The organism is Streptomyces sp. NPDC057302 (assembly GCF_042667685.1).
Taxonomy (GTDB): domain Bacteria; phylum Actinomycetota; class Actinomycetes; order Streptomycetales; family Streptomycetaceae; genus Streptomyces.
This window is the reverse complement of sequence record NZ_JBHUZJ010000004.1, coordinates 182,507-205,301: the sequence shown is the minus strand read 5'-3', so window position 1 is coordinate 205,301 and position 22,795 is coordinate 182,507. Positions and strand designations below refer to the sequence as shown.

At 72.8% G+C, this 22,795-nt stretch carries 20 protein-coding genes and 1 pseudogene; 11 read left to right on the top strand and 10 right to left on the bottom strand.

Annotated features, from left to right (window positions below; genetic code table 11):
- Positions 1-73 precede the first annotated feature (73 nt).
- A complete protein-coding gene (locus tag ACFUPX_RS05360) occupies positions 74-307 on the top strand; it encodes a hypothetical protein (RefSeq protein WP_383316279.1) in 234 nt (77 codons plus the stop codon).
- A 122-nt stretch (positions 308-429) separates the two neighbouring features.
- Positions 430-2,064 carry a DUF6345 domain-containing protein gene (locus ACFUPX_RS05355; protein ID WP_383316276.1) on the top strand — a complete coding sequence of 545 codons (1,635 nt, stop codon included), beginning with the start codon at positions 430-432 and terminating at the stop codon, positions 2,062-2,064.
- A gap of 33 nt (positions 2,065-2,097) precedes the next feature.
- On the opposite strand, the gene ACFUPX_RS05350 is transcribed toward ACFUPX_RS05355, so the two are convergent.
- The 3 genes from ACFUPX_RS05350 to ACFUPX_RS05340 form a co-directional block, all read right to left on the bottom strand.
- On the bottom strand, positions 2,098-3,507 hold the full coding sequence (locus ACFUPX_RS05350) for an amino acid permease (protein ID WP_383316273.1): 1,410 nt from the start codon (positions 3,505-3,507) through the stop codon (positions 2,098-2,100).
- Positions 3,508-3,589: 82 nt separating this feature from the next.
- Positions 3,590-5,758 (bottom strand): phage holin family protein, encoded by a 2,169-nt coding sequence (locus ACFUPX_RS05345; RefSeq protein ID WP_383316270.1) that lies wholly within the window; start codon positions 5,756-5,758, stop codon positions 3,590-3,592.
- A gap of 56 nt (positions 5,759-5,814) precedes the next feature.
- Positions 5,815-6,237, bottom strand: coding sequence for a hypothetical protein (locus ACFUPX_RS05340; RefSeq protein ID WP_383316267.1), 423 nt, complete (start codon positions 6,235-6,237; stop codon positions 5,815-5,817).
- A gap of 100 nt (positions 6,238-6,337) precedes the next feature.
- On the opposite strand from ACFUPX_RS05340, the gene ACFUPX_RS05335 reads away from it, so the two are divergent.
- The gene (locus ACFUPX_RS05335) at positions 6,338-7,126 is read left to right on the top strand and encodes an MBL fold metallo-hydrolase (protein WP_383316264.1); all 789 of its coding nucleotides are present in this window, start codon (positions 6,338-6,340) and stop codon (positions 7,124-7,126) included.
- On the top strand, positions 7,123-7,746 hold the full coding sequence (locus ACFUPX_RS05330; protein WP_383316260.1) for a DedA family protein: 624 nt from the start codon (positions 7,123-7,125) through the stop codon (positions 7,744-7,746). The genes ACFUPX_RS05335 and ACFUPX_RS05330 overlap by 4 nt, the downstream gene beginning before the upstream one ends.
- Here the strand turns inward: ACFUPX_RS05330 and ACFUPX_RS05325 are convergent.
- Both ACFUPX_RS05325 and ACFUPX_RS05320 read right to left on the bottom strand, forming a co-directional pair.
- Entirely contained in the window at positions 7,743-8,990 is a 1,248-nt protein-coding gene (locus ACFUPX_RS05325; RefSeq protein ID WP_383316257.1) for an aminotransferase class I/II-fold pyridoxal phosphate-dependent enzyme, read from the bottom strand. The genes ACFUPX_RS05330 and ACFUPX_RS05325 overlap by 4 nt on opposite strands.
- 285 nt (positions 8,991-9,275) lie before the next feature.
- Positions 9,276-10,073, bottom strand: coding sequence for an RNA polymerase sigma factor SigF (locus ACFUPX_RS05320; protein ID WP_383316254.1), 798 nt, complete (start codon positions 10,071-10,073; stop codon positions 9,276-9,278).
- Positions 10,074-10,362: 289 nt separating this feature from the next.
- Between ACFUPX_RS05320 and ACFUPX_RS05315 the strand changes: the two are divergent.
- Positions 10,363-10,656, top strand: a pseudogene (locus ACFUPX_RS05315) (CBS domain-containing protein); the annotation flags it as partial.
- Between the two features lie 341 nt (positions 10,657-10,997).
- Here the strand turns inward: ACFUPX_RS05315 and ACFUPX_RS05310 are convergent.
- The 3 genes from ACFUPX_RS05310 to ACFUPX_RS05300 are packed head-to-tail and all read right to left on the bottom strand — an operon-like array spanning position 10,998 to position 14,293.
- A complete protein-coding gene (locus ACFUPX_RS05310; RefSeq protein ID WP_383316251.1) occupies positions 10,998-11,987 on the bottom strand; it encodes an AraC family transcriptional regulator in 990 nt (329 codons plus the stop codon).
- A 42-nt stretch (positions 11,988-12,029) separates the two neighbouring features.
- Positions 12,030-12,641 (bottom strand): TIGR03086 family metal-binding protein, encoded by a 612-nt coding sequence (locus ACFUPX_RS05305; RefSeq protein ID WP_383316248.1) that lies wholly within the window; start codon positions 12,639-12,641, stop codon positions 12,030-12,032.
- Positions 12,642-12,673: 32 nt separating this feature from the next.
- The gene (locus tag ACFUPX_RS05300; RefSeq protein WP_383316245.1) at positions 12,674-14,293 is read right to left on the bottom strand and encodes an ABC-F family ATP-binding cassette domain-containing protein; all 1,620 of its coding nucleotides are present in this window, start codon (positions 14,291-14,293) and stop codon (positions 12,674-12,676) included.
- 168 nt (positions 14,294-14,461) lie between these two features.
- Here ACFUPX_RS05300 and ACFUPX_RS05295 point away from each other — a divergent pair, with 168 nt between their 5' ends.
- A complete protein-coding gene (locus tag ACFUPX_RS05295; protein WP_383316243.1) occupies positions 14,462-15,271 on the top strand; it encodes a class I SAM-dependent methyltransferase in 810 nt (269 codons plus the stop codon).
- 67 nt (positions 15,272-15,338) lie between these two features.
- Here ACFUPX_RS05295 and ACFUPX_RS05290 read toward each other — a convergent pair whose 3' ends face one another.
- Entirely contained in the window at positions 15,339-16,109 is a 771-nt protein-coding gene (locus ACFUPX_RS05290) for a GvpL/GvpF family gas vesicle protein (RefSeq protein WP_383316238.1), read from the bottom strand.
- 170 nt (positions 16,110-16,279) lie between these two features.
- On the opposite strand from ACFUPX_RS05290, the gene ACFUPX_RS05285 reads away from it, so the two are divergent.
- The gene (locus ACFUPX_RS05285) at positions 16,280-16,834 is read left to right on the top strand and encodes a hypothetical protein (RefSeq protein ID WP_383316235.1); all 555 of its coding nucleotides are present in this window, start codon (positions 16,280-16,282) and stop codon (positions 16,832-16,834) included.
- Between the two features lie 9 nt (positions 16,835-16,843).
- Here ACFUPX_RS05285 and ACFUPX_RS05280 read toward each other — a convergent pair whose 3' ends face one another.
- Positions 16,844-18,691 (bottom strand): transketolase, encoded by a 1,848-nt coding sequence (locus tag ACFUPX_RS05280; RefSeq protein WP_383316232.1) that lies wholly within the window; start codon positions 18,689-18,691, stop codon positions 16,844-16,846.
- A 331-nt stretch (positions 18,692-19,022) separates the two neighbouring features.
- Here ACFUPX_RS05280 and ACFUPX_RS05275 point away from each other — a divergent pair, with 331 nt between their 5' ends.
- The 4 genes from ACFUPX_RS05275 (at position 19,023) to ACFUPX_RS05260 (ending at position 22,760) form a co-directional block, all read left to right on the top strand.
- Positions 19,023-20,123 carry an enolase C-terminal domain-like protein gene (locus tag ACFUPX_RS05275; protein WP_383316229.1) on the top strand — a complete coding sequence of 367 codons (1,101 nt, stop codon included), beginning with the start codon at positions 19,023-19,025 and terminating at the stop codon, positions 20,121-20,123.
- A gap of 90 nt (positions 20,124-20,213) precedes the next feature.
- Positions 20,214-20,567: a VOC family protein gene (locus ACFUPX_RS05270; protein ID WP_383316225.1), complete on the top strand. Its 354-nt coding sequence runs from the start codon at positions 20,214-20,216 to the stop codon at positions 20,565-20,567.
- 63 nt (positions 20,568-20,630) lie between these two features.
- Entirely contained in the window at positions 20,631-21,314 is a 684-nt protein-coding gene (locus ACFUPX_RS05265; protein WP_383316222.1) for a GntR family transcriptional regulator, read from the top strand.
- A gap of 162 nt (positions 21,315-21,476) precedes the next feature.
- Positions 21,477-22,760, top strand: coding sequence for an amidohydrolase family protein (locus ACFUPX_RS05260; protein ID WP_383316219.1), 1,284 nt, complete (start codon positions 21,477-21,479; stop codon positions 22,758-22,760).
- Positions 22,761-22,795 lie beyond the last annotated feature (35 nt).

The window sequence follows — 22,795 nt, the reverse complement described above, 5'->3', positions numbered from 1 at the left end:
TGCTGCCCGCCGCGTGTTAGCTTTCCGGCACCAATCTCCAAACGGTTGGTTGGACATTTCGGAAGGACACCTCATGCAGACCGCGCCCCCGCCCCGTCACCACATGGCCCTGATGATCTGGCTGTCGGTCTTCCCGACCCTCACCGTCCTGGAGCTGCTTCTCCATTCCTGGCTGGCGAAGCTGCCCCTGGTGGTGCAGACCCTGCTGCTCAGCGCCGCCGTGGTCCTCACGGTCGTGTACGTGCTGATGCCCCGGCTGCACAAGATCCGCGGCAGGCTCCTCAGCAGGGAGAGCCGGGGTTCGTGAGGCGGTACGGCAGCCCCGGTGCGTGGTCGCTATGGCCGAAATGGCAACTGTGCAAGGCGCGTCTGCGGTGACACTTTGAGGCCCCCTCGCACGGTCGAGGAGATCACTCAGGGGGTTTCGCCATGCGCATCAACTTCACGGACCGCGGCCCGTCCCCGCTGGAAGGGGACAAGCCGGGAGCCACCGGCACCCGCGACTCGACGTTCGGCTGGTGGGGTGCCTTCAGCATCCAGAAGTTCGTCAACCAGAACACTCTCTTCCACACGCACGCCGACGCCACCGGGTGGCTGGCGTACCTCCAGCAGTTCTACGACCGCAACTTCTGGTTCGCGGACGGCGGGGCGCAGGTCTGGGCGTACGAAGAGACGTACGACAACTGGCAGGACCGCTACGGCATGGACGCGGTGGTCGCCGTCTACCACTCCGGCCACGGCGGCATGGACAACAACGGCGTCTTCTTCGCGCCGCTCGGCGCGGTCTGGGACGGCCGCAGCGACGCGGTCTCCAACCGGATGGCGCTGGGCAACGAGAAGGCGAACTACATCTTCTGGTCGACCTGCACCTCGCTGCGGGTCCTCGGCGGGCACTCCCCGATCCGCACCTGGGCGGGCCCCAACATCGGCTTCCGCATGATCTTCGGGTTCGAGACCGTCAGCATCGACAGCCCGGACTACGGCAAGAAGTTCTGGGAGAAGTGGCGGGCCGGGCAGACGTTCACCGACGCGTGGCTGAACGCGAGCTGGGACATCTACAAGGGCCAGGCGCCCTCGGTCGCCGCGGTCGGCGCCAACCAGGCCGAGGCCACGGCCCGGCTGAACGGCGAGCGGACCCTCTTCCGCGAGCACGTGCCGGACAACTGGTACGCGTGGCGCTGGTACAACGCCCGCGACAGCCTCAGGGAGCCGCTGACGCAGGCGCCGAGCAGCCCGCAGATCGTCCAGCTCGCGCCGCGCGACCCGGGCGAGGAGCTCACCAAGCTGGGCCGCGTCGCCGACTTCCCGTCGGCGGCCCTGCAAGAGGTCCAGGTCGAGCGGCAGGGCGTGCTCAGCGCCGCGTCCGGCGACCGGATCGTCTCCACGGCTCCGCACGCCGTCCGGTGGGTCAAGCTCGCCGAGGCCAACCACCGCAACCTGCGGCAGCTGCCCACCGACCAGGCCGTCGAGGCGGCGCGCACGTTCGCCGAGCGGCACGCCGACGGCGCCGAGCTCGTCGTCGACAGCGTGCACGACCTGATGCAGAACTCCGGCGCGAAGGACGGCTCCGAGCTGGGGCAGCCGGTCTCCCTGGAGACCCATGTGACGTTCCGCCAGGTCTTCGGCGGCGTACCGGTCATCACGCCCGACCGCGGTGTGATCCGCGTAGCGCTCGACAACGACGGGACCGTCGTGCAGGCGCAGATCTCCACGCGCGAGAGCACCGGCACTACGCGCGAGCCGAGCACCGACATCGCGCCGCCGCCCCAGGGCGGCAAGCCGGCGGCCGCCGCGCCGCGGGCACGCGACCCGCGCGAGGCCCTCGCCGCGGCCCAGCAGACGCTGCTCGCCGAGCTCGCCGCCGTCACGGCCGGTGAGCAGGGCGGCAAGGGCGCCAAGGCGCAGGAGCAGCCCCAGGTCAGGGACGTGCCGGGCACGTTCGACGTCGGCTACGAGATCGAGGGCAACGAGGCCTACCCGGCCGCCCGCAAGCTGATCGAGATCGGCCCGCCCGACGGCATGTTCACCACCCGCCGCTGGGTGGTCGCGCCGCTCGCCAGGTAGCGGTCGGTGGGGCAGCAGTCAGTGCGGCAGTAGTCAGTGGGTGGCGGTCCGCTCCTTGCGGGCCGCCATCCACGCGTACACGAGCACGCCCGCGAAGAGGAACAGGACGCCCTGGTAGACGGCCGCGTACCCGGACCCGGCGACGAGCCACATGGAGAACCCGAACGCGACGCCCGCGAGGACGCCGTCCCGCACCAGGCGGCCGCGGTCGACGCGCTCGCCCCGCCCGGAGACGAGGAAGTAGATCTGCGCGGCGGTGGCCAGGAGGTAGGGCACGGTCGCGGTGAACGTGGTGATCAGGACGAGGGACTCGAAGACGCCGCTCGATCCGGCCGTGTAGTTGTAGACGGTGAGCAGCGAGGCGAGGACGACGGTGACCAGGACGCCCGCGGTCGGCACGCCGCGCTTCTTCTTGCCGAAGGCGCTCGGGAAGAGCCCGTCCTTGGCGGCTGCGTACGGAGTCTGGGCGCTCAGCAGGGTCCAGCCGTTGAGGGCGCCGACCATCGAGACGAGCGCCGCGAGTGCCACCGCCGTGCCACCCCAGGAGCCGCCGAACATGGCGTTGACGGCGTCCGAGAACGGCGCGGTGGAGCCGACGAGCTTGTCGTGGGCGACGGTGCCGAAGACGGCGAGGGTGCCGAGCAGATAGACGAGGGCGGCGCCGAGCGTGCCCAGGATGGTGGCGCGCCCGACGTTGCGGCGCGGGTCGCGCACTTCACCGGCGCTGACGGCGGCCGACTCCACTCCCAGGTAGGAGAAGAGCAGGATCGCTGCGGACGCGGAGACCGCGCCGACCGGGCTGTCGTCGCCCGCCTGGAAGGGCCCGAGGTTGGCGCTGTCGAAGAAGAAGAGCCCGCCGATCGCGACGAGGAGCAGCGGCAGGAACTTCAGTACGGTGGCGACGAGTTGGACCGCGCCGACGTAGCGGGTGCCCGCGAGGTTCGCGAGTGCGGGCAGGAGCTGCAGGACGAGGGCGGCGAGACAGGCGGTCCACTTGTGGTCGTTGACCGGTATCAGCACATCCAGATAGCCGACGGCGGCGACGGCCAGCGCGGCGTTCGACACCCAGGTGGTGGCCCAGTAGGACCAGGCGGCGAGGAACCCGGCGAAGTCACCGAACGCCTCGCGCGCGTAGACGTACGGTCCGCCGGTGCGCGGGTCGCGCCGTGCGAGCCGCCCGAAGACGAGCGCGAGGGCGATCGCGCCCGCGGTCAGGACGCCGAACGCGACGAGGCTGATGGTCCCGAAGGGGGCGACGGAGGCCGGGAGGAGGAAGATGCCGCCGCCGATGATGTTGCCCATGACGAGACAGGTGGCGACGGGGAGGCCGAAGCGGCGGGCGTGCCTGCTGTGCCGCTCGGTGCGCTCGTCTTCCCGTTCGGGGGCCGGAGCTTCCTGTTCGGGGGCCGGAGCCGTCGTGAGCGCGGTTCCGGTGTCGTGCATGGGGTGGTGCCTCTCATCGTGCCGGACGCCCGGGATCGCCGGGGCGAGAGACATGGTCGGGCACGGCGGGTACCGCTCAAAATCAGCGTGTTTTGTCCTGCGCGGCAGGGTCGGCGGCCGTAAGAGTTGTGCCGCCGCGGCCCTCGTGCGGGGAATCGTCCGCAGCCTCGGCAACCCCTCCCACCAGCGGAATCTCGGGTCCCTGATACTCGCCGAGCCAGCGCCGGAGCACCTCGTGGACCCGCTCGGCGCCGACGAGTTCGTGCCCCTCGTCCACCGGCGCGGAGAGCACGAGGGGTGACAGGAGGAAGGGGTGGACCTGGGCGCCGCCGAGTCCGCCGTGCGAGCCGATCTGCTCCTCGAAGGCGAGGACTTCGCCGTCCTGGGGGTCGTACCAGGAGTTGACCATGATGTCGGCGACGTGCGGAAAGCCGTCGGTGCGCCGCACGGCGTCGGCGGCCCCCGGCCCGAAGTCGGCGAGCGGCCCGAGGTCACCCGGCTCCTCGTCGAGGTAGACCTCGCTGCCGCGCGCGCCGAGGACGACCGGGCCGCGCTCCCGACTGCGTACGAGGAGGAAGCCGATGCCCGGGTGGTTGGCGAGGGTGGGCAGCAGCGCCGGGTTGCGCTCGTCGATCTCCTCGCGGGTCATGCGGTGCGGGACGTCGGGGAAGGAGACCAGGCCGAGGTTGCCGGAGGCGAGCACGATGGGCTCCGCCTCACCGGCCGGGCGGTGCTGCCCCGCGCCTTCCTCCACCGGTCGGCGCAGGGCGGCGCGCACGGCCGAGCGGGCCTCGGCGCCGCTGTGCGTACGCCGTGCCTTGCGCGGCACGGGCAGACCGCAGCCGGCCCTGACGAGGTCGCCGAGGGTGAGACCGTAGCGGGCGCGGAAGGTCTCGCCGGGGCTCTGGCCGTGGTCGGAGAGGACCACGATGCGGTAGGCGCGGGGGGCGTGTTCGGCGACCTTCGCGATCAGCGCGAGGGACCGGTCGAGCCGCTGGAGCACCTTGTCCACGTCGCTGCCGACGGGCCCCGAGTGGTGGGCCACTTCGTCGTACGCGACGAGGTCGGCGTAGACCGCGCTGCGCCCGGCGAGCATGTCCCCGATGACCGCGGCGACGACGACGTCGCGCTCGACGACGGTCGCGAAGGCGCGGATGAAGGGGTAGAGCCCGCCGCGGCCGATGCGCGGGCGCCGCTTCCCGATCCGGGCGCGGGTCGACTCGCCGATCTCGCGGCCGACCTCGGCGACGAAGGACAGGGCGGTGCGGACGGCGTTGGCGGGGTCGGAGAAGTAGGCGAAGTACCCGGCGCGCGAACGGTTCTCCTTGCCGCGCCGCGCGGCCATGGAGAGCACGAGGGCGAGCTGCTCGGCGCCGCCGCTGAACAGATTGCCGCGGCTCGCGCCGTCCAGGGTGAGCAGGCCGGCGTCGCCGGTGCGTTCGATGGCGCGGCGCTGGAGTTCGGCGGCGGACGCGGGCCGGTTGGAGACCATGACCTCGCCGGTGTCCTTCTCGTACCAGCGGAAGGCGGGGACGTCGTGGTTCGAGCCGTGCAGGATGCCGAGCTGGCTCGCCCCGGTCTGGCTCGACCAGTCGGTGCGCCAGGGGGTGAGGCGGTGGCTGGCCTCGCCGCCCTGCCCCGCCCAGCCCGCGACGGTCGGCATGAGGCCCTTCTCGGCGGCGCCGCGCAGGACGTCGTGGCCGACGCCGTCGAGCTGGATGAAGACCGTGCCGGGCGGGACGGGGCCCGACTGTCCTTCGGCACGGCGGCGGCGTCTGCGGTCGGCGAGGCGGTAGAGACGGCGGCGGTAGGCGTCGTCGTCGCGGACGGCGAGGGCGCCGCCGGTCGCGGAGGCGACGGCCGACATGACGGCGGCGACCACGACGGCGGTCTCCGGGTTGGCGTCGCCGCGGCCGTCGGGGATCAGTCTCAGGGCGAGCAGGAGCAGCGACCCGTTGAGGAAGAAGGCGAGAAGACCGAGGACGAGCGCGGGCACGAGCAGCAGCGCCCGCACGAGCAGCGGCCACACCAGCGAGGAGAGCAGTCCGAAGGCGCCGGCGCCGAGGGCGGCGGTGACGGCGATGCGGGTGGCGGTGTCACCGTCGTCGGCCTGGAGCTGGAAGTCGGGCAGGATCCCGGCCATCGCGAGCATGGTGAGCGTACTGACGAGCCACACCGCGACGGAGCGCCACAGGGCGCTGCCGACCGCCCTCCATCGCCCTCGCCCCACGCCCGCCGCCTCACGTTTCATGACAGATCCGGACACCAGCGTGTCACAGGGTGAACGGGTCGGTGGTCGGGGCCGGGTCAGCGGCCGTCATAGCCCGCGGTCGGCATGGACAACCGCCGGTGGACATGGGCCTTCATCACCGCGTCGTACGAGGGTTCGGCGAGCCCCGCCGTCTCGATCCGCACCCCGCGCCGCCCGCACTCCGCGGTGAACTCGTCCGGCGAACGCAGCGCGCGGTCCAGGACCCGGCGGCTGGGCACGACGAACAGGTCCACGAGTCCCTCGTCCACGTCCGCCCAGAGCACGGCGTGGTCGGCGGCGATACCCCGGACGACGAGCTCCCGGGTGATGACGTAGCCCCGGGCGGCGGCCCACCGCGCGCACATCGCGTGCTGGCTGCGGGAGTCGACCAGGAAGGGGTCGGCGTCCAGTTCCTCCAGCGGTGTCAGGCTGGCGATCGCGGCGACCCGCAGCACTGTCACGCTCGCGGCCTCTCCCATCGCGTCCCCCTCACCTCCGGCGTCCTCACCACTGGCGTCAGCCGAAGACCCTACTCCTGGCCGTAGGCTCGTAGACAGTCGCGCGAAGGAGGAACCGGAAGTGCCGGTGGAGATCACCTGGTGGGGTCATGCCACCTGCACGGTCGAGGATTCGGGGCTCCGGGTGCTCACCGACCCGCTGTTCGCCACCCGTCTCGCCCATCTGCGCCGGCGCAGGGGCGCGCTTCCGCCGCCCGAGGCGGCCGTCGCCGACGCCGTGCTCCTCTCGCATCTGCACGCCGATCATCTGCATCCGCCCTCGCTCGCGCGGATCGCTCCCGGCACCCGCGTCCTGCTGCCGCGCGGTGCGCGCCGGAGCGTTCCGGGGCTGGCGCGCAAGCTCTCCCACCTGCGTCTCATCGAAGTCGTGCCGGGTGACGAAGTGCGGGTGGGTGACCTCGTCGTACGCGTGGTGACGGCGAAGCACGACGGGCGGCGGCTGCCCGTCGGGCCGCACGGCACGCCCGCCCTGGGGTTCGTGGTGCGGGGTGAGGCGCGGACGTACTTCGCCGGGGACACCGGGCTCTTCGACTCGATGGCCGACGAGGTGGGAGAGGTCGACGTGGCGCTGCTTCCGGTCGGCGGCTGGGGGCCGTATCTCGGCCATGGTCACCTCGACGCGGCGCGCGCGGCACAGGCGCTGGCGAGGATCGCGCCGCGCAGTGCGGTACCGGTGCATTACGGGACGTACTGGCCGATCGGCATGGACGCCGTACGGCCGCATGAATTCCACACGCCGGGCGAGGAGTTCGTGCGCCAGGCGGCGCGGCTCGCGCCCGATGTGGCGGTGCACCGCCTGGGGCACGGCGAGAGCGTGCGGCCCGAGGTCGCCGAGGGAGACTCTCAGTGATCCTGTCCTTGGCGGTCCAGGTGACGCCCGCGTCCACCCAGCAGGCGGTCGGCTATCCGTCGTTGTTCCTGCTCGTCGTGGTCGGCGCGCTGGTGCCCGTGGTGCCGACGGGCGCCCTGGTCAGCTCGGCCGCCGTGGTGGCCTTCCACCAGGAGTCGCCGCTCGCGCTGCTGGTGGTGTTCGGGGTCGCGGCGTTCGCCGCGTTCCTCGGGGACATGGCGCTGTACTGGCTCGGGCGGCGCGGGATGCATTCGAAGAACGGCTCGCGCTGGCTCGCGGCGATCCGTGACCGGGCGCCCGAGGAGCGTCTCGCGCAGGCGCAGGAGAAGCTCGCCGACCACGGGGTCCTGGTCCTGGTCCTCTCCCGGCTCGTGCCCGCCGGGCGCATTCCGGTGATGCTGGCCTGCCTGATGGCGAAGATGCCGCTGCGCGAGTTCGCCCGCGGGGACGTGCCCGCGTGCCTCGCCTGGGCCGTGACGTACCAGTTGATCGGCATCCTCGGCGGCTCGCTCTTCGCGGAGCCGTGGCAGGGCGTGGCGGTGGCGGTCGGTCTGACGGTGGTGATCAGCGCGGCGCCGGCGGTGTGGCGCAGGCTCAGGCGTACGGCGTCGTCCTCCTAGGCGTCCCGCCGCATGCGCTGTGCTGCCGCGCGGAGATCGTCGAAGGCCGACCCGAGCATGTCCAACGCCTGTTCCACGTGCGGCAGTTCCAGCGCGTCCGGTGCGGTGAGCGACGCCATCCGCTCCTGCCGGGTCGATCCGAGCAGCGGTCCCGTGGACAGGCGTACGCGCAGCGCCCCCAGCTCGTCGCCGAAACGGTGGCCGCCGGGTGCGGGCATGGCGAGGCGTTCGCCGAGGAAGTCCTCCAGGTCCTGCGCGTCTGCGACGCCTCGCGCGGCGAGGGCCGGGCGGAGCGGACCGAGGTCCACGTAGAGGTGGCGGCCCGCCCGCGGCGGCCTGGCGAGCGCGCCCGCCGCGAGGACCGCGCGCTGAGCGGCGGCGGCCACGCGCGCGTGCAGGCGGGTCGCGCGGGCGAGGCGGTCGGTCACCTCGTCCGGCTCCCCCAGGGCGTACGACGCCGCCGCCCCGACCGGCGCCGCGACGCACGCCCCGAGCGCGGTGAGGACGTCCAGGGTGCGGGCCCGCAGCGCGGCGCCACGCGCACCGGCCGGGAACCGGGCGACCGCCGCGGGCCAGCCGGGCGGCAGGAACGCTCCGGAGAGATCGGTGAGGACCGTCACCCGTTCGGGATCCATCTCGGCGGGGCCGATGAGCACGGTGTCGTGCGGCCGGTGCAGGGTGTCGCGCCAGGTCTCGTCGCTGACGACGTGCAGCCCTTCGTCGGTGGCCGCCTCGACGGCCTCGTGCAGCAGCTCGGGCGGCGGCACGGTGGCGGTCGGGTCGTCGGCGACGGAGAGCACGAGCAGGCGCGGGGTGCCGCCCTCGGCACGGATACGGCGGACGGTCTCCAGGAGGGCGTACGGATCGGGGACGCCACCGCATTCGGCGGGCGTCGGCACGTGGTAGACCGACCGGCCGAGCAGCCGCACCTGCGGCGCCCACCAGGCGGGGCAGGGGCGCGGGAGCAGGACGTCGCCGCCGCCGAGCGCGGCGGTCAGCGCGAGCAGCAGGGGCGCGGCTCCGGGCGCGGCGACCACCTGGCCCCGCTCCACCGGGAGACTTCGCCGGGCCCAGTAGCCGCTCGCGGCGTCCAGGAGGGCGGGGCTGCCGCCGGGCGGTTCGGCGTGGGCGCGGCCCGCCGCGCCGGCGAGCACAGCGGAGAGCTCGGGCAGGACGGGGAGGCCCGGCTCCGGCAGGGGAGGCCCGTACCGGACAGGGCCACGGCCTTCGGGTTCCATCCGCATGGACCCATCGAAACGCGACGGGCCGCTCAGCGCGCGCGGGGGCCTGCCGGCCGAGTGGTTTCTCTCCGGGACGGGGCGATCAACCTTCATCCGGGACGGGCCGGTCAGGCTTCTTCGGCGGCCAGTCCCGCCAGCTCTCGGACGCTCCGGCGCCCCCGTCCTGGGGCGCGGCTCGCCTGCTCGATGGCGCGGCGCAGGCGGTCGGCGCGATGTCGGGCCACATCGCGCCGGCCATGCCCCGGGACCGGGCGGCCAGGGACTGGCCCCGGGGACTGCTGCCAGGGATCAGGCGGCGTCCTGCATGACCTGGTCGCGCAGCCGGTCGCAGCAGCGGCTGAGCAGGCGCGAGACGTGCATCTGGGAGATGCCGAGCTGTTCGGCGATGCGGCTCTGCGTCATGTCGCCGAAGAACCGCATGTAGAGGATGTCGCGCTCCCGTTCGGGCAGCGCGGCGATCCGCGGCTTGACGGCCTCGCGGTCGATAACGACGTCGAGCGCGGGATCGGGTGCGCCCAGCGCGTCCCGCAGCGCGTAGCCGTCCTCGCTGCCCGGCAGTTCGGCGTCCAGGGAGAGCGCGGTGAAGCTGTCGAGCGCCTCCAGGCCGGCGGCCGCGTCCTCCAGGGACAGCTGCGCCTTGTCGGCGATCTCGGCGAGGGTCGGCGCGCGCCCCGGGACGGTCTGCGTCAGGTCCTGGCGGGCGAACCGCACCCGGTTGCGCAGGTCCTGTACCCGGCGCGGCACATGGAGGGTCCACATGTGGTCACGGAAGTGGCGCTTGATCTCGCCGGTGACGGTCGGCACGGCATAGCTCTCGAAGGCACTGCCGCGCTCGGGGTCGTACCGGTCGACGGCCTTGACCAGGCCGAGGGCCGCGACCTGACGCAGGTCGTCGAGGGCTTCGCCGCGGTTGCGGAACCGGCCGGCGAGCCGTTCGGCCATCGGCAGCCAGGCCTTGACCAACTCCTGGCGCAGCACGTCGCGTTCGGGACCGTGAGGCATCTCGGTCAGCCTGCGGAAAGCGGCTGCCGTGTCGGGGGCGTCGTCGTGCGGATGGCGCTTCGTCTGTCGCGCGTCGGATCGCATGATGCGTCGCAACTCCCTTGGGGGGTGCCTTGGGTTGAGGGGTCACCGTGGGAGGCGCGCGCAGTCGCTGCGGAGCACACCCGGGGCGAGCGCGATGGCTCCCACGGACGTGCCTCCGGTCCGAAGCACTGTCTACTTCGCCTGCCCCGGGGCCCCGGGCACAAACACACGGGTGCCGTGGGGGCGGCTTCGGCCGGGTCCCCCCGCTTCCTGCGGGCAAACCCGCATGGACCGGCGCCACATGGGTACTGCGGCGGGACCACTCACCCCCACAGGAAGGGCCGCAACCATGCCTGTTGTCGTAAGGGACGTCATGACGCCGGGGGTCATGGCGGTGGGCCCCGATGCCTCACTGGTGGAAGCGGCGCGGCTGATGCGCGCGCAGGACATCGGTCATGTCCTGGTGGCCACGGACGGCCGTCTGGTCGGCGTGCTCACCGACCGGGACATCACGCTGCGGGCCGTCGCCGACGGCGCCGATCCGCTCACCGTCAGCGCGCAGGCCATCTGTACCCCGAACCCGGTGATGGTCGCGCCGGACGACGAGGTGGCGTCGGCGGTCAGCCTGATGCTGGAGAACGCGGCGTCCTGCATTGCGAAGCCCAGGTGCGACCCAATCGCTCCCGCCCCAGCGCATGCCGCTGACCCGGCCCTCGGCCGGGCGGGGTCCTGGCCCAGCCTTGAGGGAGCGGGTCCGGTTGCACGGGGGGGGGAGCGACCGGACCCGCGGGTGCGGGCCCGGCCCGGCCTGAGGCCGGGCCGGATCATCCCCGGCGGTCCGTCACGGCCGTGCCCCTGGGGCGGGTTATGGACCCGTGGGCAGCGACCGGCCCAACCGGTGACAGAGAAAACGATAGGTCAGTTGCCCCGCGGTCACGATCCGCTGAGCGCGGCCACTGTCCGGATAACGCACGGCCGGCGGCCTCAGCTCCGCAGGGTCCGGGACGGCAGCTCCCCGAACCGGGCGTGGTACTGCTCGGCGAACCTCCCCAGGTGGCTGAAGCCCCACCGGTGCGCCACCTCGCTCACGCTGATCTCGCCGGGTTCCGCCGCCCGCAGTTCGTCCCGTACGCGGATCAGCCGCACGTCCCTTACGTACGCCATGGGCGACATGCCCACGTAGCGGCGGAACGCCTCCTGGAGCCAGCGCACCCCGACCCGCGCCTCGGCGGCGAGCCCGGCCGGGGTAAACGGATGCTCGGGCCGCTCCAGGACGGCGTCCATCGCGCGCTTCACCGGCGCCGGGCGCAACTTGCTGATCGGCGCGGTGAGTTCGTCGCGGAAGGGATGCTCCACCGACAGCAGCAGCCCGTTCAGGATCGCCTCCTGGAGCGGCGCCGCGACCAGCGGCGACACGTAGAAGGGTGTCTGTGTCTGCGCCGCCGCCGACTCCTCGCGCAGGTCCTCGACGACCGTCGTGACCAGCCGGGCCCAACTGCGGCCGGGGCCGCGGGTGGTATCGAGCTCGGGGGCGAGCGTCAGCGGGGCGCGGACGGGCCTGCCGATGAGCTGCTCCAAGCGCCGGTCCAGCGCCTCGCGGTCCATCTTCACCGCGATGACCCGGCAGTCGCCGGTCCACCGCTCCACCACGGTGTCGCCGACGGGCTGGAACACCCCGGCACGGTCCGCCGTCGCGACGGTGTCCGTGCGCCCCTGCCGGAAGTGCATCTGCCCGCCGAGCAGTATGTTCACGTGGTAGGCGCCCAGTTCGCCGAGCCGCATGCGCACATCGGCGCCGCAGCTCAGCTCGCCGACGGTGAGCGCACCCAACTGCCCGATGTCGAACTCGGCCCGGAAGCTGCGCGGCTCGTCGATGACGTCCATGAAATTGCTGTAGAACGCGTCACCGATCATCTGCCGCGCCTCGTCCACGTCCTCGGTCCTGAAGGACGTCCTCAGCGTCTCGGCGCTCACGCGTGACTCACCCGCTCCCCGTCCCACTCGCGCTCTTCGCGGCTACACCCGGCGCCCCAGCAGACTCAGCAGTCTCGTCTGCGCGTCGGCGTCCCGCGGTGGTTCGACCGCGGGGGCGAAGAGGCCGCTCTTCGCCAAGTCCGCAGCGTACGGCGTGATTTCCCCCAGCGAGAAGGCCACGAGGTCATCCGGGAGCGTTTCGTCCGCGCCGATCGCGCGGGAGAGGTCCCAGGCGTGCACCACGAGGTCAGTGATCATCTGCCCGCAGTAGAAGTCCGCCGCGGTGTCGCCGAAGGAGAGGTGGACCGTGCGGTAGAGGGCGCCGGGCGCACGGAACGCCTCCTGGGCGGCGGCGGACGCCGTGTCCCAGGAGGCCACCGGGTCGGGGCCGAGCAGATCACCGTCGAAGGCGTCGCCGACGGAGGCGATGGTGGCGCCGTCGCGGACCAGCGGGGGCACCCACAGCTGCTCGGTGTTGAGGTGGTCGACGAGGTCGTGCACGGACCAGTCGGCGCACGGCGTCGGGGCGTCCCACTGATCGGCCCCGATCGCGTGCACCCGGTCGGTGAACAGGTCCAGGGCCGCGGCGTGCCGGTCGAGGAGCTGACGGTCGTCCAGCTCGGACGGGCCCGCGGTGCCAGTCGTGTCTGCCATACCCGCCATTGTCCTCCTGGAGGCTCCAGGCGCTAGCGCTTCCGCTCCACCCGTCGCTCGTCCCAGACGGGCTCCGGCGTCTCGCGCACCAGGCCGTCGCTGCCGAAGACGAGGTAGCGGTCGAAGGAACGGGCGAACCAGCGGTCGTGCGTCACCGCGAGCACCGTGCCCTCGTACGCCTCGAGACCTTCCTGGAGCGCCTCGGCCGACTCCAGGTCGAGGTTGTCGGTGGGCTCGTCGAGCAGGAGGGCGGTGGAGCCCTCCAGCTCCAGGAGCAGGATCTGGAAGCGCGCCTGCTGGCCGCCCGAGAGCCGCTCGAAGCGCTGCTCGGCCTGGCCGGTGAGCTCGTACCGGCGAAGGCGCGACATGGCGGGGCCCTTGGCCTGGGCGTGCTCGCGCCACAGGATGTCGAGGAGCGTGCGGCCGAAGAGCTCGGGGTGGGCGTGGGTCTGCGCGAAGTGGCCCGCCACGACCCGCGCGCCGAGCTTCCACTGACCGGTGTGCGCGACGTCGCCGCCCGCGAGGAGGCGCAGGAAGTGCGACTTGCCCGAGCCGTTCGAGCCGAGGACGGCGACGCGCTCGCCGTAGAAGACCTCGATGTCGAAGGGCTTCATCAGGCCGGTCAGCTCAAGGCCCTCGCAGGTGATCGCGCGGATGCCGGTCCGCCCGCCCTGCAGCCGCATGGTGATGTCCTGCTCGCGCGGCGGCTCGGGCGGCGGCCCCGCCTCCTCGAACTTGCGGAGCCGGGTCTGCGCGGCGGCGTACCGCGAGGCGAGCTCATGGCTGATCGACGCGGCCTGGCGCAGGCTGAGCACGAGCTTCTTCAGCTGGGCGTGCTTCTCGTCCCAGCGCCTGCGCAGCTCCTCGAAGCGCGCGAACCGCTCGCGCCGCGCTTCGTGGAAGGTGGCGAAGCCGCCGCCGTGCACCCAGGCGTCGGCGCCCGCGGGCCCCGGCTCGACGCTGACGATCTTCTCGGCGGCGCGGGCGAGGAGCTCGCGGTCGTGCGACACGAACAGGACGGTCTTGCGCGTCTCCCTCAGGCGCTCCTCCAGCCAGCGCTTTCCGGGTACGTCGAGATAGTTGTCCGGCTCGTCCAGGAGCAGGACCTCGTCGCCGCCGCGCAGCAGGGCTTCGAGCACCAGGCGCTTCTGCTCGCCGCCGGAGAGGGTGCGGACCTCGCGGAACTGCGCCTTGTCGTACGGGATGCCCAGCGCGGCGGTGGTGCACATGTCCCAGAGCGTCTCGGCCTCGTAGCCGTGCGCCTCTGCCCAGTCGGAGAGCGCCTGGGCGTACTGGAGCTGGGCGGACTCGTCGTCGACGGTCATGATCAGGTGCTCGGCGACGTCCACGGCCTCGGCGGTCTCGCGGATGCGCGCGTTCGACACGGAGACGAGCAGGTCGCGCACGGTCGTCTCGTCGCGGACCGAGCCCACGAACTGCGGCATGACGCCGAGACCGCCGCTGACGGTGACGGTGCCGCCGTGCGGCTGGATCTCGCCCGAGATCAGGCGGAGCAGGGTGGTCTTGCCCGCGCCGTTCGCCCCGACGAGGGCCACGATGGCGCCCTCGCCGACACGGAAGGAGACATCGCCGAGCAGGGCTCGGCCGTCCGGCAGGTAGTACTCGATGTGCGCGGCTTCTAGATGTCCCATGCGGGGATTGTCCGTGGGGGGCGCGGGTTGCCGCAAATGCGTTTCACCGCCCCCGGCCGCCTCCACCCTGCTGACCACATAGTGATACGCGGGTCTCATTATTCGACATGGCGGCGTACCGTTCGATCCACCGCAGCGAGCGGCAGCGAACGTGAAGGAGTTCCCGTCATGCCGGAGGAGACCGCCGTCTACACGCACGGACACCACGAGTCCGTGCTGCGCTCCCACACCTGGCGGACCGCCGCCAACTCGGCCGCCTACCTCGTCGGTTCGGTGAAGCCGCACATGCGGATCCTGGACATCGGCTGCGGTCCCGGCACCATCACCGCCGACCTGGCCGCGCTCGTGCCCGACGGCCATGTCACGGGCGTCGACCACGCGCCGGGCATCCTGGACCGCGCCCGTGCGACGGCGGACGAGCGCGGCCTCACGAACGTGGAGTTCGCCGTCGCCGACGTGCACGCCCTGGACTACCCCGACGACTCCTTCTGCGTGGTCCACGCGCATCAGGTGCTCCAGCACGTCGGTGACCCGGTGCGCGCCCTCAGCGAGATGCGGCGGGTCTGCGCGCCCGGCGGCATCGTCGCCGCCCGCGACGCGGACTACGAGGCGATGACCTGGTATCCGAACTCCCCCGCCATGGACGGCTGGCTGGACCTGTACCGGCGGGTGGCCCGCGCCAACGGCGGCGAGCCGGATGCCGGACGTCTCCTCAAGTCCTGGGCCCTGGAGGCCGGTTTCGACGACGTCACCGCGAGCGCGAGCACCTGGTGCTACAGCTCGGCGCGGGAGCGCGCCTGGTGGAGCGGGCTCTGGGCGGACCGCACGGTCGCCTCCGGCTATGCGGGACTCGCCGTCGAGGGCGGGCACACCGACGCCGGTGAACTGCGGTCCTTCGCCGACGCGTGGCGGGAGTGGGGCACGCGGGACGACGGCTGGTTCGCCGTGCTGCACGGAGAGATCCTCTGCCGCAAGTGACGGGGCGCCCCGCGCGCCGTCGCCCCCGGACGCTCACGTCCTGCACGTCCTGCACGTCCTGCACTCCTTACTCGTCGACGAAGCTGTACGGCGGCAGCGGGCCGCGTACCCGTAGGTCCAAGTGGGTCTGGTCCGCGCGCAGTTCGGCGATCGCGGACAGGAAGCCCACGGCCGTGTCGCGGTGCACGAGGAAGGAGAGGTCGGCCGGCCAGCCCGTCCCCTCGGGCCCCGCGCGGACCGCTTCGGTGGTCGCCTCCAGGGCGCGCCGCACATGATCGGCGTCGCTCGACTCCCTCGCCCTTATGGTCGCGGCGACCCTCTCGTCGAGCCGCAGCCGCTGCTCGTGGCCGCCGCCGCACCCGGCGAGCTGGTCGGCGTCGACCATGGCGCGCAGCTCCGGATTCTCCGCGAGGATCTGGTGCAGGACGGCGCGCTCGTTGTGGGAGGCCCGCACGCTGTATTCGACCCTGCGTTCCAGCGCGCGCAGCCGCTCCGCGTAGTGGTCGGCGTGCTGCGCCAGGACTGCCAGGACCGCCTCGTCGTCGGACGCGAGGCTGCCGAAGCGCATCGGGAGCACGGAGCCCCGCGCGCCCGCCTCGACCAGGACGTTCTGGTGCGCGAGCAGGTCTCGCTGCTGGTGGGGCTCCAGGTCCGCGGGGGCGTCACTGACCAGCGCGGCGAGCGCTCCGCGCCGCACGATCCTGACGGGGAGGGGCGGTTCACCGATACCGGCCATGCCGTCGATGCCGTCGATGCCGCTCGTACCTCTCGGGCCGTCCTGCAGATGCGGCGGGTCCGGCTGCGGGCTCGGGACGATGCCGTAGATGTACGTGCTCACCGCTCCCTCTCCTCCACTCTCGTACCGCACGTCACGTGGGGTTCCTTTCATGCTGCGCAGGGGTGTTGACAACACCTGAGGACGGGGGCCTGCGGGCGTGCCGCGGGCGGCGTGCGCAGGAAGGATTCAGGGAGACGGTTCAGGTCGGACCGGAGTGAGCGAGGCGCACCATGGCGAACGGAACGCAGAGACATCCCGGGCACTCCGAGCCGGAACCGCCGGAAAGCCGGCATCCCTTCCCCGTCCCCCGGCCCAGCGGCAGGGAACCCGCGGCTCCCCCGCCGCCCGTCCACGCCGCGTTCGCGCTCTGGATCACCGCGGTCGTGGCGGGCTTCTTCGAGACGGTGCTGATGGTCGGCCGTCTGATGTCCGAGGGCGATACGTCCGCCGGGGAGATCGCGGGCGGTCTGCTGCTGCGGATGACGGTGTTCTCGGCGGCCGTCCTGGTCGCCGTCCAGCTCCGCCGCGGCAGGAACTGGGCCCGCCTGACGCTCGCCGTGGGGCTCGGTGTCTTCGGCACGCTCTCCCTGGTGATCGAGCCCCTCCGGTGGCTGGCCGACCACCCCGTGGGGGACGCCTTCCGGGATCTGGGGGCGGTGGACGTCCTGTTCGGCGCGAGCCGCGTACTGCATCTGAGCGCGGTGCTCACGGCGACGGTCCTGATGTTCGGGCCCACGGCCAACTCCTGGTTCAGGGCGCGGGCCATGGAGCCCGGGAAGCGCTGACGGGCGGCCTCACCGCACCACCGCCTGCTCCACCAGCAGCCGCGCCGCCGCCGCGATGGACTCGGCGTCGATGCCGGCCGCGTGCAGCTGCTCGGCGGGGGACGCCGAGCCCGGCATCGTGTTCACCGCGAGCCGCACCATGCGGGGCACCGGGCCCCCGTCGCTGAACGCCTCGACGACGGCGTCACCGATGCCGCCCTCCGGCCGGTGGTCCTCGACGGTGAGCAGACAGCCGGTGCGCTCGGCGGCTTCGCGCAGGGTGGCGCGGTCGACGGGCTTGACCGAGTACAGGTCGACGACCCGCACCTGGATGCCCTCGCGGTCCAGGAAATCGGCCGCGGTCAGCGCCTCGTGCACGGTCACGCCCGCGGCGACCAGCGTGAGCCGGTCGGCGTCGGACGAGCGCAGGACCTTGGAGCCGCCGACGGGGAACTCCTCCCCGGGCCCGTAGATGACGGGCAGGTCCCCACGCGACGTACGCAGGTACCGCACGTTGTCGAGGCCCGCCATCTGCGCGACGAGCTTCCCCGTCTGGTTGGCGTCGCACGGGTACAGGACCGTCGAGCCGTGCACGGAGCGGAACATCGCGAGGTCTTCTAGGCCCATCTGGGAGGGCCCGTCCTGGCCGATCGCGACGCCCGCGTGCGAGCCGACGAGGTTGACGCCCGCGCCGCTGATCGCCGCCATGCGGATGAAGTCGTGGGCGCGGGTGAGGAAGGCGGCGAACGTCGACGCGTACGGGACCCATCCGCGGGCCGCCAACCCCACTGCCGCCGCGACGAGTTGCTGTTCGGCGATGTAGCACTCGAAGTGGCGTTCGGGGTGCTCCTTGGCGAAGTACTCGGTCCGCGTGGAGTCGCCGACCTCCCCGTCCAGGGCCACGATGTCGCCGCGCGCGGTGCCGAGCGCGGCGAGCGCCTGACCGTAGGCGGTGCGGGTGGCGACCAGGTCGCCCACCTCGTGGCGCGGCAGCTCCAGATGGCCGGTGCGCGTCGCGTGCAGCGCCCGCGCGGCGCCGGGCTTGCGCACCTCGACGCGGACGTCGTGTACGCCGCCCAGCTCCTCGATCGCCGCTTCGGCCTCCGGCAGCGGTTTGCCGTGCAGCCCCTCGCGGTCCTCGACGGCGGCGACGCCCTTGCCCTTGACGGTGCGGGCGATGATGGCCGTGGGCTGCCGGGTGGTGGAGCGGGCCTCCTGGAAGGCGAGGTCGACCGCGTCCAGATCGTGGCCGTCGACCTCGACGACGTGCCAGCCGAAGGCGGCGAAGCGGCGGGTGTAGGCGTCGAGATCCCAGCCGTGGCGGGTGGGACCGCGCTGCCCGAGGCGGTTGACGTCGACGATGGCGGTCAGGTTGTCCAGGTGCTCGTACCCGGCGTGCTCGACCGCCTCCCACACCGAGCCCTCCGCCAGCTCGCTGTCGCCGCACAGCACCCAGACGCGATAGGGGATCCGGTCGAGCCGCTTGCCCGAGAGGGCCATGCCGACGCCGACCGGAAGGCCCTGCCCGAGGGAGCCCGTGGCGGTCTCGACCCACGGGATGCGGCGGGGTGTCGGATGCCCCTCCAGGCGGCTGTCCCGGGTGCGGAACGTCAGCAACTCGCTGTCGCTGACCACGCCCGCCGCCTTGTACGCCGCGTACAGGAGGGGCGACGCATGTCCTTTGGAGAGGATGAAGCGGTCGTTGCCCGGGTGGTCGGGCCGGTCGAAGTCGTAGTGCAGGTGGCGCCCCAGGAGGACCGCCATCAGGTCGGCCGCGGACATCGAGGAGGTGGGGTGGCCCGATCCCGCGGCATCGGCGGCCCGGACGGAGTCGACCCGCAACTGCCTGGCGAGCGGGGCGAGTTCAGTGGTGGTCATGGCGGGTCCTCCTCGGCTTGACGGGTGCGGCTTGCGGCTGACGACTGACGGCTTGCACCTCTCGGTTCGTGGCGGTCGGCCGGTCGCCCCGGCCGTCTGCCCCCGGCACGCACGGCCTCCCGGCGGCCCCGGCACGCGGGACCTCCCGGTTGCCCCGGCGGACCGAGGCCAAACGCCGCCCGATCCCGGTCCGGCCCGGGGTGCGCGAGCCGTTTGCGCGACGGGCTTCGGGATACCCGTCCGGGGCACACCGCCGCAGGTGCGAGGCGAGAGCCGCTGCCGCACCGCCGCGCGGTCCCCCCACTCCCGCACGTGATCCAGGACGGTCCCGATGAAGGACTCAGTGCCCATCGAAAGCCCTGCCCTCTCCGCCTACCGGGTGCCCGCCGACGCTCCCGAGGCGGACGGCACGTTCGCGTGGGAGAGCACGACCATCGTGATCGTCGAGATCACGGCCGGCGGCGCGACGGGCACGGGCTGGACCTACGCCCCCGCGTCCACCGTGGCCCTGATCGGCGAGCAGCTCGTCCCGGTCGTCACGGGCCTCGACGCGCTCGACATCCCCGCCGCGCACACGGCGATGACGAAGGCGGTCCGCAACACCGGCCGCCCCGGCGCCGCATCGTGCGCGGTGTCGGCGATCGACATCGCCCTGTGGGACCTGAAGGCGCGCCTCCTGGAACTTCCGCTCGTACGTCTCCTGGGCGCGGCCCGCGACGAGGTCCCCGTCTACGGGAGCGGAGGCTTCACGACGTACCACGAGACGCATCTGGCGGCCCAGTTGAACGGCTGGGTGCACGGGCAGGGCATACCCCGCGTCAAGATCAAGGTCGGTGAGGAATGGGGCCGGGCCGCGGCCCGGGACGTGCAGCGGGTGCGTACCGCGCGTGACGTCATAGGACCGCAGGCCGAGTTGTACGTCGACGCGAGCGGCGGCTACACCCGCAAGCAGGCGGTCAGGGTCGGCCGGGCCTTCGCCGAGCACGGGGTGGGCTGGTTCGAGGAGCCGGTGCCTTCGGACGATCTGCGGGGGCTCGCGCTGGTGCGGGACGCGCTGGTCTGCGACGTGGCGGCAGGGGCGTACGGCTACGACCTCTCGTACTTCGCGCGGATGGTGCCGTCCGTGGACTGCCTGCAACTGGACGCGACGCGCTGCGGCGGCCTGACCGAGTGGCTGCGCGCCGCGGCACTCGCGCAGGCGCACGGCATCGAGGTCTCGGCCCGCTGCGCCCCGCACGCGCATGCCGCGGTCGCCGCGTGCGTACCGAATCTGCGGCACATCGAGTGGCTCCACGACCATGTGCGGATCGAGTCGATGTTCTTCGACGGCGCCCTCGACCCGACGGGCGGCGTCGTCCGCCCCGGCGGCGGCGTCGGGCACGGTCTGGAGCCGCGCCGCACCGAGGAGGTCGAGGAATACCGGGTCGCCTGAGGACTGCCCATCCGGGAGGGGAGCGTTCCGGGGCCGGGAAGTCCGCGGAAACGATCTCGCTTCCCGACCGGGCCAACTAGGCTCGCCCGTATGGAGATCCTGGGAACCACGCTGCGTATCTGCGTCGAGGACCTGGAGTCCTCGGTCGCCTTCTACGAACGGCTGGCGGGCGCTCCCGCGCAGCGCTTCGAGCGTGGGGGCGTGTCGGTCGCCGCGGTCGGCTGCTTTCTGCTGATGAGCGGCCCCAAGGAGGAGATCGACATCCTCCGGAAGGTCTCCGCGACGATCGCGGTGGAGAACGTCGACGAGGCGTACGCCGTTCTGAGCGCGTCCGGCGCCCATGTCATCGCGGGCCCCGTCCCGACCCCGGCGGGCCGCAACCTCATCGCGATGCACCCGGACGGCGCGGTCTTCGAGTACGTGGACCGGCGCGCCGCGACCTGACCGCACCGGCCTCGGCGCCCCCGTATCCTCCACGGCAGGCAGGCCGAACGGAGGACGGTGCACGTGGCGGGCAGTACGGCGAGCGGTACGGAGCGGGTTTCGTTGAGCGCCCAGGCGCGCGAGGCCGTCCGGCAGCGCATCGTGGACCGCCGCTATCCGCTGGGCGCGCGGCTGGTGGAGCGTGAGGTCGCCGAGGAGCTGCGGATGTCGCGCGTCCCCGTGCGGGAGGCGATGCGCGCGCTGGTCGCCGAGGGGCTTCTGGAGCTCCTTCCGCACAGCGGGGTACGGGTGCGCCGCCTGGAGCGTGTCGACGTGCGGCATCTGTACGAGGTGTGGGAGCCGCTCGCCGTCCAGGCGTCCCGGCTCGCCGCGCGCCGGGTGGCGGTCTGCGCGCCGGACGAACCGCCGGGGCTCGCCGTGCTGCGGGCGACGCTGGGCCAGGCCGAGCAGGCGTCGGACGTGGACGACGGGCCGCGCGAGGTGGCCGCGCACACGGCGTTCCACGAGGGCATCGTGGCCCTCTCCGGCAATCCTCTCCTCGCCCGCACGATGGAGCAGCTGAGCTGGCAGCTCCAGCTCCTGTTCGGCATGCGCGCCGAGCCGGACCACATGCGGGCCCAGCACGACCTCATCTACCGCCGGATCGCGGCGGGCGACGAGGAGACGGCGGCGGCGAGCACGCTGCTGCACGTGCGGGACAGCCAGACGGTGGCGCTGCGGTCGCTCTTCGAGGAGAGCGGCTCCTAGGAGTCGAAGCTCGCTGTATACCAAAACCGATGGAGCTGGCCATAGCTCCCTCAGGCGCTCTGGATAAACCAGCACATTCCCCTGCCATGCCTTGCGGCCCACTCCAGCTTGGTATACAAACTGCGGACGCGTCCCCTCCGTAACCCGTCCTGGAGCAGCCCCATGTGCGTCGAGTCCATCCCTCCGCCCTCCTCACGGCTCACCCGGCGCGGCGTCCTCGCGGGTGCCGCCGCGCTCGCCGGGACCACGGCCGTGACCGCCGCGGCGACCGCCGCCGCGCCCCGAGCGAGCGCCACCGGACGCGAGGAGCGGCGGGCCGGCGGCGATCTGGTCATCGAGGGCGGCACCCTCCTGGACCCCGCGACCGGCGAGGTGACCGAGGACGCGGTGGTCGTCATCGTGGACGGCGTCGTCCGCTCGGCGGGCAGGCGGGGTCGGACCGAGGTGCCGGACGGCGCCCAGGTGCTCGCCGCGCACGGGCGGTGGATCCTGCCGGGGCTCGTCGAGGGGCACATCCACCTCAACACCGCGGCCGAGGCGCGTGACGCCGTGCTGCTCGGCGCGACCAGCGCCCGCAGCGGCTCGACCAACTTCTACCAGGACATCGCCGTACGGGAGCTGGCCCGCCAGGCCCCGAAGCAGGCGCCCCGGCTGCGCGCCGCCGGAATCTTCGTCACGCCCGACCTGGGCGACACGATCCTCGCCGACCCCGACCTGACCCCGCTGGCCAAGCTCCGGGACGGCGTGCGCTCGCCCGAGGCGCTGCGCCGCGTGGTCGAGGTCAACATCGCCCGTGGCGCGGACGTCATCAAGACCCGGGTCAACGAGCGTGCGGGGCTGCCCGAGCAGGATCCGCTGGCCCAGGTGTACGACCGCGAGCAGCTGTCCGCCGTGGTCGCGGCGGCACGGCGGGGCGGCAAGGGCGTGCTCTGCCACAGCTACAGCGAGAAGGGCTGCCACGACGCCGTCATGGCGGGCATCCGCTCGCTGGAGCACGGCGCGTTCGTCGGCGAGCGCACGCTGCACGAGATGCGGCGCAGGGGCACGTACTTCACGCCGACGCTCACCGCGATCGCCGGTCTCGCCGATTCGTCGGACCCCGTGCTCGCCGAGCGTGGCCGTCAGTACCTTCCGGTCCTGAAGCGGGCCGTGCTCGCCGCGCACGAGCTGGGTGTGCCGCTCGCGGCGGGCACCGACTCCTCCGGCGGGAAGATCAAGCCGATCGGCCGCGAGGTGGAGCTGATGCGCGCGGCGGGGCTCCCCGCGCTCGACGCGATCCGCACGGCCACCACCGGCGCGGCGAAGCTGCTCGGCCTGGAGCGCACGGCGGGCCGCCTCGCGCGTGGCTTCGCCGGTGACGTGATCCTCGTGGACGGCGATCCGCTGTCCGACGTGTCGGTCCTCAAGAAGCCCGTACGCGTGGTCCGTTCGGGCTTCGCGCTCTGAACCCCACCGTCCCATCCCCATCCCACCCCCGTCCC